Origin of the sequence: Xanthomarina sp. GH4-25, assembly GCF_045363175.1 — a bacterium.
In the GTDB taxonomy this organism is placed as follows: Bacteria; Bacteroidota; Bacteroidia; order Flavobacteriales; family Flavobacteriaceae; genus Xanthomarina.
On the sequence record NZ_JBJFLO010000003.1, the window covers coordinates 216869 to 231761 of the forward strand.

17 protein-coding genes are annotated in these 14893 nt (G+C 32.7%); all 17 read right to left on the reverse strand.

Features of this window, described 5'->3' with window-relative positions; genetic code table 11:
- Positions 1–6: 6 nt before the first annotated feature.
- Genes ACI5KZ_RS05560 through hutH form a run of 17 tightly spaced genes read right to left on the reverse strand, consistent with a single transcriptional unit; the run spans position 7 to position 14848 of the window.
- Positions 7–1068 carry a methyltransferase gene (locus ACI5KZ_RS05560; RefSeq protein WP_406847158.1) on the reverse strand — a complete coding sequence of 354 codons (1062 nt, stop codon included), beginning with the start codon at positions 1066–1068 and terminating at the stop codon, positions 7–9.
- Positions 1061–2224 (reverse strand): beta-ketoacyl-[acyl-carrier-protein] synthase family protein, encoded by a 1164-nt coding sequence (locus ACI5KZ_RS05565; RefSeq protein WP_406847159.1) that lies wholly within the window; start codon positions 2222–2224, stop codon positions 1061–1063. The genes ACI5KZ_RS05560 and ACI5KZ_RS05565 overlap by 8 nt, the downstream gene beginning before the upstream one ends.
- Positions 2217–2669, reverse strand: coding sequence for a thioesterase family protein (locus ACI5KZ_RS05570; protein WP_109309346.1), 453 nt, complete (start codon positions 2667–2669; stop codon positions 2217–2219). The genes ACI5KZ_RS05565 and ACI5KZ_RS05570 overlap by 8 nt, the downstream gene beginning before the upstream one ends.
- On the reverse strand, positions 2647–3915 hold the full coding sequence (locus ACI5KZ_RS05575; RefSeq protein ID WP_406847160.1) for an ABC transporter permease: 1269 nt from the start codon (positions 3913–3915) through the stop codon (positions 2647–2649). The genes ACI5KZ_RS05570 and ACI5KZ_RS05575 overlap by 23 nt, the downstream gene beginning before the upstream one ends.
- Entirely contained in the window at positions 3908–4651 is a 744-nt protein-coding gene (locus ACI5KZ_RS05580) for an ABC transporter ATP-binding protein (RefSeq protein ID WP_109309348.1), read from the reverse strand. Before ACI5KZ_RS05580 ends, ACI5KZ_RS05575 begins: the two co-directional genes overlap by 8 nt.
- Before the next feature lie 2 nt (positions 4652–4653).
- Complete coding sequence (locus ACI5KZ_RS05585; RefSeq protein WP_406847161.1) at positions 4654–5652, reverse strand: BtrH N-terminal domain-containing protein; 999 nt, start codon at positions 5650–5652, stop codon at positions 4654–4656.
- Entirely contained in the window at positions 5642–6052 is a 411-nt protein-coding gene (locus tag ACI5KZ_RS05590) for a hypothetical protein (RefSeq protein ID WP_109309350.1), read from the reverse strand. Before ACI5KZ_RS05590 ends, ACI5KZ_RS05585 begins: the two co-directional genes overlap by 11 nt.
- A 7-nt stretch (positions 6053–6059) precedes the next feature.
- Entirely contained in the window at positions 6060–6512 is a 453-nt protein-coding gene (locus tag ACI5KZ_RS05595; RefSeq protein ID WP_406847162.1) for an ABC transporter permease, read from the reverse strand.
- Positions 6512–6943 (reverse strand): hypothetical protein, encoded by a 432-nt coding sequence (locus ACI5KZ_RS05600; protein WP_406847163.1) that lies wholly within the window; start codon positions 6941–6943, stop codon positions 6512–6514. The genes ACI5KZ_RS05595 and ACI5KZ_RS05600 overlap by 1 nt, the downstream gene beginning before the upstream one ends.
- A 1-nt stretch (position 6944) precedes the next feature.
- Positions 6945–8078, reverse strand: a complete 1134-nt coding sequence (locus ACI5KZ_RS05605) for a beta-ketoacyl-ACP synthase III (RefSeq protein ID WP_406847164.1) — start codon at positions 8076–8078, stop codon at positions 6945–6947.
- Between the two features lie 14 nt (positions 8079–8092).
- Entirely contained in the window at positions 8093–9013 is a 921-nt protein-coding gene (locus tag ACI5KZ_RS05610) for a hypothetical protein (RefSeq protein WP_109309354.1), read from the reverse strand.
- Between the two features lie 10 nt (positions 9014–9023).
- Positions 9024–9908: a lipid A biosynthesis acyltransferase gene (locus ACI5KZ_RS05615; protein ID WP_406847165.1), complete on the reverse strand. Its 885-nt coding sequence runs from the start codon at positions 9906–9908 to the stop codon at positions 9024–9026.
- 20 nt (positions 9909–9928) lie between these two features.
- Positions 9929–10171 (reverse strand): acyl carrier protein, encoded by a 243-nt coding sequence (locus ACI5KZ_RS05620; RefSeq protein ID WP_109309356.1) that lies wholly within the window; start codon positions 10169–10171, stop codon positions 9929–9931.
- A 7-nt stretch (positions 10172–10178) separates the two neighbouring features.
- On the reverse strand, positions 10179–11396 hold the full coding sequence (locus ACI5KZ_RS05625; protein ID WP_406847166.1) for a beta-ketoacyl-[acyl-carrier-protein] synthase family protein: 1218 nt from the start codon (positions 11394–11396) through the stop codon (positions 10179–10181).
- Positions 11397–11408: 12 nt separating this feature from the next.
- A complete protein-coding gene (fabG, locus tag ACI5KZ_RS05630; RefSeq protein ID WP_109309358.1) occupies positions 11409–12140 on the reverse strand; it encodes a 3-oxoacyl-ACP reductase FabG in 732 nt (243 codons plus the stop codon).
- A 47-nt stretch (positions 12141–12187) separates the two neighbouring features.
- Positions 12188–13315: a WG repeat-containing protein gene (locus tag ACI5KZ_RS05635; protein ID WP_165815825.1), complete on the reverse strand. Its 1128-nt coding sequence runs from the start codon at positions 13313–13315 to the stop codon at positions 12188–12190.
- Between the two features lie 12 nt (positions 13316–13327).
- Positions 13328–14848 carry a histidine ammonia-lyase gene (gene hutH, locus ACI5KZ_RS05640; protein ID WP_109309360.1) on the reverse strand — a complete coding sequence of 507 codons (1521 nt, stop codon included), beginning with the start codon at positions 14846–14848 and terminating at the stop codon, positions 13328–13330.
- Positions 14849–14893 lie beyond the last annotated feature (45 nt).

The following is a 14893-nucleotide window of genomic DNA, read 5'->3' on the forward strand; positions in this document are numbered from 1 at the left end:
ATGTTATTACTTTTTTTTACAAACTAAAATGGTGTGATATTCTCCAACAGCAATATCTTCTTTTAACACCAATCCTGCTTGATCTATAAGTTTCATAAATACTTTGGCTGGATACATTTTACTATTTCCATTTGCCATAACTGTAAAATAAAGTGATGTTGCTTCAAGTGCAAATCTGGCATTGTCAAAACGTTGTCTATCGGTAAATGTTTCCATGATTAGAATTTCTCCATCATCATTTACAGCAGCAGCACAAGCATTTAGAATGGTTAGAATTTCATCTTCTGAAAAACAATCTAAAAACTGACTCATCCAAATAGTATCGGCGCCTTTTGGTAGTTGTGGATTCTCAGATAACCAATCTATTTCATGATGTGTTACTCTGTCTTTAAATCCTGCTTCTGCTACATTGCCAAGCGCAATTTTTAACTGTCCAGGTAGATCGACCATTTTTATAGAAACGGAATCGTTGTATTTGCTCCCACTTATAGCAAATTTTCCAGTATTTGCACCAACATCGTAGAGAGTTTTTGGGTTGTTTCTAAAAACAGTTTCTAATGCTTCTTGAAACACATCGTCTGAATAATGATGATCAAATTCAAACCAAGCTTTTTGAACTTCTGGTGTTAATTGCGATAGGCCTTCGTAAATAGTGCTCCAATCTCCTAATTCTTTTAAGCCAGAAGGTTTACCTGTTTTGATTGCTTCTTCTAAATGAAACAATCCTTTATAACAAACATCTTGTGTAAAGTTGATGTTGACATCAACCGTTTTGTGGGAGTTTAAATAATACCCAATAGTTGTTAATTCGTAATGGTTATTTTCGTCTTTAGAAACAATATCCGAACTTTCTGCAATTTCTAATAAAACACCTACTCCATAAGCGCTAAGAGATAATTCTGATGCGATATCTTCAATAGAGATTCCTCCTTTTTTTCTTCTTTCGAAAATAAGGTCGAAAATCCCAAGATTTCTTAATGAAACAACGGCTTGAAATACAAATGGAGCAAAAGCAATTTTTTGTGCTTCTTGAATAGCATCTATAGCTTTAATAGGGTTTTTAGACATGATTTTTAGTTTGATTAATTTTTTTAAATATAACAGCAGTATTACAGCCTCCAAAACCTGAAGCCGTTTTTAAAAAGGTTTTTAATTCTTTTGATGTTGTTTTTGTAATAACATTTATGGGTTTCGAAACACCTAAGGTTTCAAAGCCTTTCGATGCGTAAAGAGTATTATTAAACAAGGAGTGCATACCGACTATAGTTTCCAATAATCCTGAAGCTCCTAAAGTGTGTCCAAAATAGCCTTTCAAACTATTTAAGGGCACCTTTTGTAATTCTAATCTATTTATAGCAATAGCTTCCATCTCATCGTTAAACATGGTTGCAGTTCCATGAGCCGAAATATAATCGATGTCTTTAGTTTTAAGGTTTGCTTGATTTAAAGCAGAGAACATGCTTCTGTATAACCCTTCTCCAGTTCTAGATGGACCAGAAATATGATTGGCGTCGTTACAGGAACTTTCTCCTAAGATTTCAACAGCATTGTTTGAAAGATTTTTAGAGTTATTAGTTACCAAAACACTTGCAGCAACTTCGCCAATATTGATTCCTGTTCTATTTTTATCGTAAGGTCTGCAAGGCACATTGCTTAAAGCTTGAAAGGAATTGAAACCCGATAGAATAAATTCTGTAACCACGTCTCCACTAACAATAAATACGTGGTCGTAAGTGTTTTGCTGGATGTATCTTTTAGCAATAGCTATTGCTAAAATACCAGAAACACAGGCGTTTGAAACAACTATGGCGTCATTTTTAAAACTAAAAAACTCTTTGATATTTTTACCTAATTCACTTAGATAAGCACGTTCTATTGGAAACGGGTTGTTTTCATCTAAGGCATCAATATTGCCTTTTGTTGTTGAAATAATGAATCCTACGCGTTCGTTTAATTCAATTTTTGAACTTTGAATAACTTCATTTAAAGAAGTGATCATCATTTTTTCTAATCGTGTAAAATCCTCTTTAGGTTGAAGTTTTAAAAATGCTTGTTCTAGTTCTTCAGAATTTATTAATGCTGAATAAAAAGGTTCAGGTAGGACATTTTTATTGTCTATTAATTTCAAACCAGAAACTTCATTGCGAATGTTTTCTACAACCGTTTCACTATTAAAACCTAATGATGAAACTATGTTATTATATGAAACAAATGTTTTATTCATCCAGTAAGCCTACGTTTTGTTTCCAATCTTTAAAAAATGATGGAATGGTTAGCCACAAATCTCCTTCTCCAATTTTGTCTACAAATACTTGTATGGTTTCACCTGTACAAACCAGCTGATCGTTTTGGTTGTAAATTTCGTAACGAAACACCATTTTTGCAGCCTGACTATCTACATAAATGGTTTTAATAGTCGCTATATCTCCATATCGCAAAGGTAATTTATGATCTGTGCTGGATTTTACAATTGGTGTAGCAAAACCGTATTTTTTTTGGTCTAAATAAGAAATACCATGATGTCTTCCAAAAGCTTCACGACCATCCTCAAAATATTGAATGTAATTGCCATGCCAAACAATTCCTAGCGGATCTGTTTCAACAAAGCGTACACGCACTTGACTTTTGTGAACGATTTCTTTTGGTTTAAACGGTGTTTTTCTTTTCATTATAAACAATGGCAATTAATGTGGTTGCTATAAAAAACAGGAATAGCAAGCTAATTTCAGGTAAAATATCTAACAAGGAACCATGACGCAAAAATACATCGTAAAATGCATTTAACCCCCAATTCATCGGCGAAATATTAGAGAGTGTTTGCATGAATTTTGGCATGATAAAGACAGGAACCCAAACACCTCCTAAAGCAGCTAGAATAACAACAAACGTTGCTCCAAAAGGAGCTGATTGCTCTTGAGTTTTAGCAATGGTACCTAATAATAAGCCTAAGCCAATAGCGGCCAGACCAGCAAAAATAGCTACCACAAAAAGCAATGGTAATCTACCAGAAATATCTAAGGTTGGTAAACCTATGGCTGGAAATAAATAAACTCCTACTAAGAGCATTAATACAAATTGAATAAGGCAGACCACTAAATAAACAAGTGTTTTACCTCCTAAAACGGTTGCGTAGGAAACCGGATTTGTACGTAACCTAACAAAAGTCCCTTGACTTTTTTCTTTTACGATATTGATTGAAAGAGGTACAATTATAAAAAAGATAGCGAACAAGGTCCAAGCTGGAACGTTGTGTTGTACCGAATTTGGAATAAGTTCTTCATTATCTTTTTTAGGAAGTATTTCTTTAAAAGTGATGAAGTTTTCAGTTTCAAAAATAGTTTCTGTTGGGTCGTCTGTTATTTGTTCTTGAAATGCTTTATAAATGGATTCTGTTTCAATTTTAGCAACCATTTTATCAATCCCGTTTTTTACAGAGCTTTTAAAAGTTATTTGTGTTGCAGGATCGAAATAAAGTTTTACCACTTTACTTTCTATGATTTGATTTGGAGGACCTTCAGTTTCATCTTCTAAACCAAATTTTTCAATAATACCTTCCACATTCTGAGCTACTTTTTGCTCTAATCCAGAACTTAAGCCTTCAGGAATAATAATAGCTAATTGAAAAGTCCCTTTAAAGACCAAATCTTTTGCAATGTCTTCGGTGTCTTTTATGTTTACTTCAAAAGCATTAGATTCTTCTAATCCTTTTAAAATAGTTTCAGAAACTTTACCCTGATCGTTATTTACTACCAGAATAGGAATTTTGGCATCAGAAACTGTTTTAAATGTACTATCTTGAATGAGTGTAATAGTTACAATTAATACCAATGGCATGATGAAAAGTATGGCAATACCACCAATATCGCGTATAAGCAATAAAAACTCTTTGTGTGCTGAAGCCTTTAATTTATGCATGATCTCTTAAGGCTTTTCCAGTGATACTTATAAAAACATCTTCTAAATTGTGTGAGCCTTCACTATTCTCAATCAATTCTTTTGGTTTCCCTTTAATAACTAATTTTCCATGATCTATAATAGCAACTCTAGTACAGAAGGTCTCAGCTTCGTTTAAGTGATGTGAGGTGTAAATAATGGTGGCTCCATTTTTATTTAATTCTTGAAGGAATTCGATAATAACGTTTTTAGATTGCACATCCACACCAACTGTTGGCTCATCTAGAAACAAGACTTTAGGGTTGTGAAGAATGCTTGCAATTAAATTGATGCGACGTTTCATGCCACCAGAAAACGTATCAATTTTTTTATGAGCAAAAGCTGCAAGTCCTAAATGTTCTAAAGAGTTATTTATCTTATTGTCTAAAACAGTTCCTTTTAAACCATACATGCTTCCGAAGTATTTTAAATTCTCAAAAGCTGTTAACGAAGGATATAAAGCATACTCTTGTGGCACAATACCAATAAGCTGCTTAAGTTCATTTTTGTTCTTCTGGTAGGTTAATCCATCAATAGAGAAGGAGCCAGAAGTAGGTTTAATAAGCGAGCATAAAATGGAAATTAATGTAGTTTTGCCAGCACCATTGGGGCCTAATAAACCAAAGATTTCTTTTTCAGTAATGAGCAGATTTAAGTCAGATAAAGAATAATTATCTGCATGTTTATATTTTTTAGATATGTGCTCAATGTTGATCATTTTTATTTAATAGCGTTCTTTAACTTTTTAAAGAAGACCTCTTCTTTATCTGCAATAACTTCTAGTTGTGTCGCCACGTTGTTATAAGCATCTTCTTTAGCGCTTCGGTTTTTATAAATTCTTGAAGCATCTACTGCAAAATCCCGCCATGAATCGCCAATTAACGTCATTTCTTTAGACAGATTAGAAAGTTCTGGTTTATTTAATATGTTACTAGATTCTTGTAAAAAAGCTGCAAAAATATACCTAAAACCTCCACCTCCAGTTCCAATTTCCTCTTGCATTCTAACTATTTGACCTAAGTAATGATTGGCTTTTTTAACACCTTTTTTCTTTGGCCATTTTCTAATAAGTTTGGCAGTATGTCGAATACCATTAACCCCTAAAACAGGAATAGGAGCCAACATGTCTTTACAAGTATGTTTGATGCCTTTTACAATGGCTTTCTCTAAGTCTAATTCTTTTGGGAAATCTACAGGGTAATATATGTGTCCTTTTGGAGCGAAGGCTCCTTTAGCAAAACGGACTTTTTCCAATTGTTTGTCTGTTAAGGTGGTTACCGTTTCCATAACAGGATCGCTAATTAAATAGGTGTCGTTTTGCTTACCGTAAACTACTAAATTATGTGCGTTAAAATGAAAACGATATTCATCTGGAAAATACACCAAATTATATACACCAACTTGAAGTCCAACAGGGTTGTTATTTTTTAAATTCTCGTCTAATCGAGCTTTAGCTTGTTGCGGGTTTTTAAATTTTTCTCGTTTTATTTTTATTCCAACACGTTTAGCAAAACGTTTAAAAATAATCCCTGGTAAAGCTCTATATGTAAAAGCTGGTGCATGGTTTACCATTAAGAAAGGAATGTAACAAAACAACAAGCCAGAACCAATACCAAAAGCCATAGGTTCACTAACTTGAAAACCATGATGTTTCATTAAATTAGAAATCACACCGTTTTCGCAATGTGCCGATTGATGATGTGTGAAATTAATTTCCATGAAGGGTTATGTTATTTAGTTGTTCCATACTCACGTCGAAAACATCTGCATATTTTTGTAGTATTTTTTTAGGTAATTTATTGAATACTTTGGGTTTGAAATGTCTTTTTACACGCCATTTCCACATACCAACGTAACTAGCTAAAATAGGAAGGTCCATTTTATGAAATTCCATGTAATATTCAATAGGGCTGCTTTGGTTATTTAAAACACGTTGTTTGGCATCTTCAACACGTTCTTTAATATCTTCAATAGCTTTGTTTAATGCAATGGTTTTTGGGTCCCAACCGGAACTATTAACGGTTGTATATTCTCCATTCTCATCGACAGCATAACACAATTCTTTAAAATTTGCCGATTCTAGATTACTCTTATCCTGTGGGACTTCATCTTTTTTCATACTGAATTTATTTGACTTCTTGTATAACCAAATTTAATTCGCAAGATAGTAATTCTTTATGGTCTAGTGTTGTAGTACAAATTATTGTACAGATGCTATATTGGTCTGTATCGAATCTAGATTTTAGTTTTGCATTTGTTACTATAGTACTGCCTACTTTTGGGCACAGACTCACAACTACTTTCTTTATGGCACTAATAAACCCTATTAATTTTACACCTTCACCTTCAGTATCATCTTCTTTAAAAAAACTTTTTCCAACAATAGATGAACAGGTTTGTGCTGCATTCTCAAGTAAACCTGCTTCATTAAAAACACCAAGTTCATTAAAAATACAGTTTGGTTTAATATTAAATGAAGTAGAAACATGCTCGTCATCGATAGACAATACTTGGTCTACCATTAAAAACGGCGCACGATGTGGTAAGAATTTTTTTATGTCTAAATAGTGACCATCCATTAGTTAGCAATAACCGTTTTCATTTCACTAGAGGCTATTTCTTCATTATCATTATTAAATACGTTAATCGCAACCATGGTAACACCATTAAACTCGTGTAAAATATCTACTTTGGTTGTGATAATATCGTTTAAAGCTGGCAGTTTTGAAATTTCAACTTTTTTAATTGAACCTATATATCCTGTTGGTGCTTCTTCGTTTTTAATAAAAAAGTCGTAACCTGTATGAAGTGCAACGGTTTGGGCCATATTTTCAATAAGACCAGACTCTAATAAGATATTGTTTTTTACAAATAGGTTGTCTTCTTTTATTAAAAATGAAGAAACGACTTTGCTATTGGTGAAATCCAACAAGGTATCTACCATCACAAAGGGTTTTTTCTGAGGAATTAAATGAGAGATATCTGTTATTGGAAATGAATGCTGTATCATTTTAACAAACTGTTAAAAGGGCATAAGCATAAGCAAAACGTGCGCTTTCTGGAACAGATAGCAATATGTTATCTCCTTTTTTTAATTTTCCTGAAGAGGATAACTCTTCTAACATAATATAAATGGATGCGGCTCCAACATTCCCTACTTTGCTTAAATTCATAAACCAGTTTTCCCAAGGGATTTCAACGCCTTGTTTTACCATTTCTTCGTATAGTTTTTCTTTAAAATAATATGAAGAAATATGTGGTAAATAATAATCAACATCTTCTGGTTTTAAACCATGTTTCTCGATAGCCATTTTTAAGCTGTCAACACCTTTTACAAGAATGTTTTCGCCTAAAAGTTTGACATCTTGTTTCATGGCAAATAATGATTTTTTACTCCATTGATCCGAGGGGTACTCGCTCCATGGTTTTAAAAAGCCATTTTCAAGCTTATCGGCTCCAGCATACATACATGCTTCTAATTCGTGAGCGTAAGAATACCCTTCCATCCATTCAATTTTCAGAGGAAGTTCTCCATTTGGTTCGTTTTCTAATAAAAAAGCTCCTGCGCCATCCGAAAGCATCCAACGTAAAAAATCTTTATTAAAAGCTAGAATAGGGTTTTCTTCAAGGGTATTTAAATGTTTTAATTCGTCTTCAAAGGTATCCGATTTCATCCAAGAAGATGTGCGTTCTGAACCTGTACAAACAGCATTTTCTGTTTGTCCAGATTTTACTGCTAGAAAACCGTATTTTAACGCATTCATTCCAGAGCAACATGCTCCTGAAGGTGAATTTATTTCTGTATTCCCGTTTTTTAAGAATCCATGAACCATGGCTGCATGGGAAGGTAATATTTGATCTGGACTCGATGTGCCACAAGATAATAATTCAATGTCGTTTGGACTTAAGGTATCATCATATAATTTTACAATTGCCTCTTTAGTTAATTGTGCATTGTTATGAGTCATGTTTCCATGATCATCAATAGCATAATATCTTGTTGTTATTTTATTATTACGTAAAACAATACGTCTCCCTTTAGAAGATTTTCCATCAATTATGCCTAATTTATCTTCCATTTCGTCATTACTAATGGGACGATTGGGTAAAAATTTTGATATTTTTGTAATGTAAACTTCCTTCATTTTTTTAGTACCTTCTATTTTAATACAACAGATGAGTAATAGATCTTATCTTTTTTTATTTTACCATATAAAGGTAAATAAGTGAGCAAAAATAAGATAAATACGATAGGTGCAATAATCCATATGGCAAATAAAAGATAATAATTAAACATTTTAACGAATAATTGCCTTTTTGAGACGTTTTTTCTTCCTTTCGATTGAATTAAATGTGCCCATTTTGAAAATAAAATGTTTGCTCTTTTGTCAACAGTTATTAAAAATGGTTTAATTTTTACAGCATCTTGGCTTAAAAGTTCGGGTTGTAAGGTACTATAATTATTAGTTAATAAGTGATTTTTTATTACTAGTCCAAATTTAACAGATTCATCGATATCTTTTTGAGACACTCCTGGTTTTGGAAAGATTCCTAAAAAACGTTCTTTTTTTCCAGAGAACATCCATTGTGCAATAGTTATCACACTAATATGATTAATATGTCTATCAGCAAGAACAATATTTCCTACCAAAGTTGCTTGAAGATCTTTTAGCTTTCTCTTCATTTTTTCTTGTGCCATTATCCACATATTTCTACAACCTATAACTGTTATTACTGGTGTGTTTGCAAATAATTTTTTAGCATCTGGAGAATTTAAAAAGGAAGTTGTAGGCAAGGATGGAGTTAAATACCAAATGGCATAGCCAAAAACTATTAAATCGTACTTTTTATTAAGAATGGATTCTGGAACTATTTTTGTTTTTTGTGGAATTTGAAGAAAAGTTTCTGGAAAAACACCATAAAACTCTTTCTTGTTCCAAGGGAACGGAAATGGGTTTTCCATTTCAATATTTAGAAAAGTTAGATTTGTTTCTTCAGTTTTTAAAGGTGAAACAATATTATTTACAATCTCTGTTAATTGGCCAGATTGCGAATAATGTATGACTAAAATTTCTTTCATAAATCTTTAATTATTTTTTGAACGAACTCCAAAAATCAAAATAGTTAAACCATTGTAAAGGATATTTTTTTAACATCCAGCTAACACTTTCGGTATATTCTTTTAATAAAGCTTGCGCATCTCTATGCTTAGCAGTTGCTCTTCTAGCATATAAATGATAATGTTTCTTAGGTTCTTTCATAACATATACAAACAACACTGGAACATGCAGTCTGGAAGCCAACATAAAAGGGCCAGCCGGGAACTTGGCTTCTTCTCCTAAAAGTTTTTCTGTTAGAAATTTAGAGCCTTTAATGTATCGATCTCCAGTAATACAAACAATTTCATTTCTTGCTAAAGCTGCATTGACTTCAAAGATATGAGATAAATCGTCTTTTATGATTATTAGATTGATGTTCGATTTTTTTCTAACACTATCTAAATAGTCTTTAATAGCTGTGTGTTCAATGTCTGTAGTAAGTAAACTTATGGACGCATTTTCTTCAAGTTCTCCAAAAAAATACTCAGAAATTTCAAAATTTCCAACATGAGCACTAATCAAAATACCTCCTTTTTTTTCTTTAAGGGTTTCGTTTATAAGATGAACACCATCTGACTCGTAAGTAAATTTATGACTTAAATTTGAAGAGATAGCAATTTTATCCAGAATGGTTTGACCAAAAACATAATAGCTTTTATAAATATTTATAAAACTTTTAGCTTTAGAATAATTTAACCGATGTTTTAGATAATAATAGATGGATTTTGTGCTGTCTTTTGAAAAAAGACAAAAATAAGCAGCTACAAAAAATAAGATAAAGTAGGCTGCACCAATTCCAACTTTCTTCATGAAAAACACGAAGATTTTGTACCCAAGAACGGTTCCTCTGGATTTACCTTGCCATTCTGCAGCCATATATTATAAAGTCTAGTTTTTTAGGCTAGTTTATTTTCAATAAGTGTATAGAAATCGCTTAAAGATTTAACATTGATAAAATCTTCTCCAACCAATTTAACACCAAAATTAGATTCTACAGCAACCACAAGATCTACAAAATCTAAACTGTCTAATTCTAGAGTTTCTTTTAAGTTAGCATTTGGTGAAATGTCTTCACTCTCAACTTCAAATTCATCGATAAGAAAGTCGTTTATCTTTTCAATAATAACCTCTTTATTCATTACTACACTATATTTTTTTAATTATTAATGCTGAATTTGTTCCTCCAAATCCAAAAGAATTGGACAAAAGTACATCAATTTTTTTATCTAGCGTTTTGTTAACTAAATTTAATTTTATAGCATCATCGTCTGGTTCCTCTAAATTAATGTTTGGCGCAATAAAATCATTCTGCATCATTAGGACTGAATATAACACTTCGCTCGCTCCAGCCATCCAACATTCGTGTCCAGTCATAGATTTTGTTGAGCTTACATAAGGGCCATTTTCACCAAATACTTCAAAGATAGCCTTTGCCTCATTAGCATCGCCAACAGGAGTTGAGGTAGCATGGGCATTTACATATTGTATATCTGTTGGATGAATACCTGCTTGTTTGATTGCCATTTTCATAGCTCTTGCTGGTCCATCGACATTTGGAGTTGAAATATGGTCTCCATTTGAAGAAAATCCATAACCAATTACTTCGCCTAAAATAGTTGCTCCTCTATTCACAGCAGATTCGTATGTTTCTAATATGAGAGTCGCTGCACCTCCACTTGGTACTAAGCCATCTCTGTTTTTATCGAAAGGTCGAGATGCTTTTTCTGGATTATCTGTATTTGTTGAAAACACACCTAAACCATCAAAACTACCCATGGCTAGTTTGTTGATTTCTTGAGCACCACCACAAATAATACAATCTTGTAAACCACTTTTAATTAATTGATAGGCCATGCCAATAGAATGAGAGCCACTAGCGCATGCAGCACTAATTGTAAAGTTGATACCTCTTAATTTAAAAATGGTTGAAAGATTCATGGTAACGGAAGAATTCATGCCTCTAAAAATAGCACCAGAACCAACAAGTGTTGTGTCTTTTTTATCTCTTATTATATCATTCGATTCAATAATAGACTTTGCTGTACTATCGTTTCCATAAAGAATTCCCACTTCGTTTTGGTCTAAGAATTCTTGAGATATTTCAGCTTGATTTAAAGCCTCGACTGTAGCAATATAGGCGTATTCTCCTTCTTCGCCAAGGCTGATGCGTTGTCTTCTTGAAAGAGATTTTTTTAGATCTGGAATATTAACCATTCCTGTTAAAGGAGAACGATAGCCAAATTCTGTTCTTTCTTTGTCTATGACTATTCCAGATTTACCTTTGTATAATGATTCTTTTACTTCATTTAAATTTTCTCCAATACAAGAATAAATTCCCATTCCTGTTATCACAACTCTCCTCATCTTCTATGTAATTTATGAGTAAATCCCTCCATTGATATTAATAACTTCTCCTGTAATATACGATGCTTTTTTCGATGCTAAAAAAGAAACAGCATAAGCCACTTCTTCAGGTTCTCCAAATCTATTTATTGGAATTAAGTTTTTTAATTCACTTTCGTTTAATTCGGCTGTCATGTCCGATTTAATAAATCCAGGTGCCACAGCATTAACGGTTATTTTACGTTTTGCTACTTCCTGAGCTAAAGCTTTTGTTGCAGCTACCAAAGCGCCTTTAGCAGCAGAATAATTAGTTTGCCCTGCTGTGCCTTTAACACCAGAAACTGAAGCAACATTAATAATACGACCATATCTGTTTCGCAACATTTTTTGAATAAGATGGTTGGTTACATTGAAAAAACCATTTAAAGAGGTGTTGATAACGTCTTGCCAATCGCTTTGCGGCATCCACATAAACAAACCGTCTTTGGTAATTCCTGCATTGTTTACTATTACTTCAATGGTAGCTTCTTTGTTCTTTTCTTGCCACGTATCTAAAGTTGATTTAACCTGGTCAGCATCTGTAACGTTAAATTGAAGAATGTCTCCAGTATTCCCTTCGGCTTCAACGTCTTTTAAAGTTTCAAGTGCAGCTGTTTTGTTGCTGTTATAGTTTATAAGAATATGATAGTCTGAATCTTTTGCTAATTGGACACAGATAGCTTTGCCAATCCCTCTAGACCCACCAGTAATTAAAGCACATTTCATTCTATATATTGTTTTTGTATCGTTTGTATTGAAATAGAAAACTCTAATTAATGGAATAATTCTAAATTCTCAAACTGCAAGTTTTTTAGTACTTCGCCTTTCGTATTTAAATAGACCCAAGATTTTTTTTCCTTTACTCTTGCTAGACCATTTAAAAAGCCTTTTGGATTGTTTTTTTGGAAAATTGAAAAACCTCCAGCTGTAATATCGTATTTTTCTTCGATGACTAATTTCCCTTCAGTATTAATAAATCCCCATAATTTTGAAGATTTTACAGGCGCTAATCCGTCTTCACTAAATATTTCAGCATCTCTATATTGGAATGGAATAACTGTTTCGCCTTTAGGGTTGATATAACCCCAAGTTTTATCTTTCATTACAGGTGCTAAGCCATTAATAAAAGCACGAGCTTTATCGTAAGTTGGCTCGATAACCCATTCTCCTTTATTGTTTATAAAGCCCATCTTGCCATCTTTCTTAGCATATGTATATTCAGAATTATTAGAAAAATCCCAAATATCTTCAGCTCCAGGAACTACTTTAAATTCGTTGTTGATAATAAGTCCGTGATTGTCACCTAAATTAGCCACAATATTACCGTTATAGAAGTTGCTAACCCCATCGTATTCAGTTTTTACTAAATAGTTTCCTGTTGGATCGATTAAACCCCATTTTTCATTTTCTAAAACTTTGGCATAACCGTTTTCAAAATTGAACGCTTTTTTAAATTTTGCAGGCACCACAACTTCACCTTTGGTATTAATAAAACCAACAAAATCTCCTTGTCTAATTATGGAGTAACCATCTTTAAAATCGTATAATTTTTCTGTTGTAACATTAGTAAGAGTTGGCTCTCCCTTAGTATTAATGTAAAACCACTCTTTGTCTTTAAGTACAACTGCAATTCCAGAATTAAATTCTTTTGTTTTATCGAATGCAGGTTGGATTACCCATTCGCCTTTTCGGTTTATAAACCCCCAGGTTTTTCCATCGTTTGAAGCTTCGGCTAAATCTTCAGAGAAATTTTTAGCTACTTTAAAGCTGGGATTAATTTGCCAATCTCCTGTTTTGGTAATATAACCATATTTACCATCTTGATTAGCAAGTGCGAGCTCTTGTGCAAAACCAGAGAAACCCATGATTAAGCATACAATTAATAAACATTTTAATTTCATGATTAATAGCTTTTAATGATTTAATATATAGTCTTTAACCTTATTTACATAAGGGTACATGATGACATCTTCTGTAAAGATAGGAACTAAATTTCTAATTTCATCGTACATCTTTTTAGTTTTAGAAGAAACACTTTCTTGTACTTTTAAATATTCAATGGCTTGAACAACAGTAATCATTTCTATTGCCATGACTTCAAAAGCGTTTTCAATAACTTTTTTAGTAATCAATGCAGCATTTGTACCCATACTAACAATATCTTGATTGTCATTATTGTTTGGAATACTATGCACATACATTGGGTTAGAAAGCATTTGATTTTCAGCAGTTGTTGAAGTGGCAGTAAACTGGACTCCTTGCATCCCAAAGTTTAAACCTAATTTTCCAAGATTAACAAAAGGAGGAAGCATGTTATTTAAGCTTGAATTAAGAAGATAGTTAAGTTGTCTTTCAGAAAGCATGCTTAGTTTTGTAACAACAATTTTTAGTTTATCCATTTCTAAAGACACATAATCTCCATGAAAATTTCCACCATGATAGACATGTTTTTTCTCTACATTTACTATGGGATTATCGTTAGCGGAGTTTACTTCTTCAATTAAAATATTCTCCACATTGTTTAAAGTGTCTAAAACAGGACCTAATATTTGAGGGACACAACGTAAAGAGTAATATTCTTGGACTTTATCTTCGAAAACAGAAACATCATCGTTTTTTGAATACAAATGGTGCTCTCTTTTTCTAGTAAGAGAACTGTCTTTTAGATGCTCACGCATAGATTCAGCAATTTTTTGTTGCCCAACATGTCTTTTAGATTGATTTAATTCGAAAGATAAATGATCGTCATAAGCTTTAACAATTTCATTAATTGACGCTGAACACGAGGTCATCCAATCGAGTAGTCTTCTGGTATAAATAACATTAACAATACCAATTCCTGTCATTACAGAAGTGCCATTCATTAAAGCTAAACCTTCGCGTAATTCAACAGAAATAGGTTTTAAGTTTTCTATTTCAAAGACTTCTTTTGTAGCTTTTCTTTCGCCTTTATAGAACACTTCTCCTTCACCAATAAGTACTAATGCTAAATGAGCTAACTGTACTAAATCGCCACTAGCACCAACGCCTCCATGTTGGTAAATAAGAGGTGTGATATTTCTATTAATAAGCTCTGTCATTAATGTAATTACAGAAACATGAACACCAGAATTTCCAAGAGACAAGGTGTTTAGCCTAGCTAACATTGCAGCTTTTACATACATTGGAGCAATTGGTTCTCCTGTTCCAGAAGCATGACTCCTAATAAGGTTGTATTGAAGTTGTATTCGTTCAGAATCTTTAATTTTATATTGTGCCATTGGTCCAAAACCAGTGTTCACACCATAGATGACTTTGTCTTCGGAGAATTCTTTTAAAAAATTAAAACTCTTTTCAACAGTTTCTATAACTTGCTTATCGATTTGTATCTTAGTGTCTTCGAAAATAACTTTGTAAAAATCTTCTATTTGTAATTTTCCGTTAAATGTTAGCATCTATATTTTATTCTGTTATTTTTTTAATTTATTTTTAATAACTAA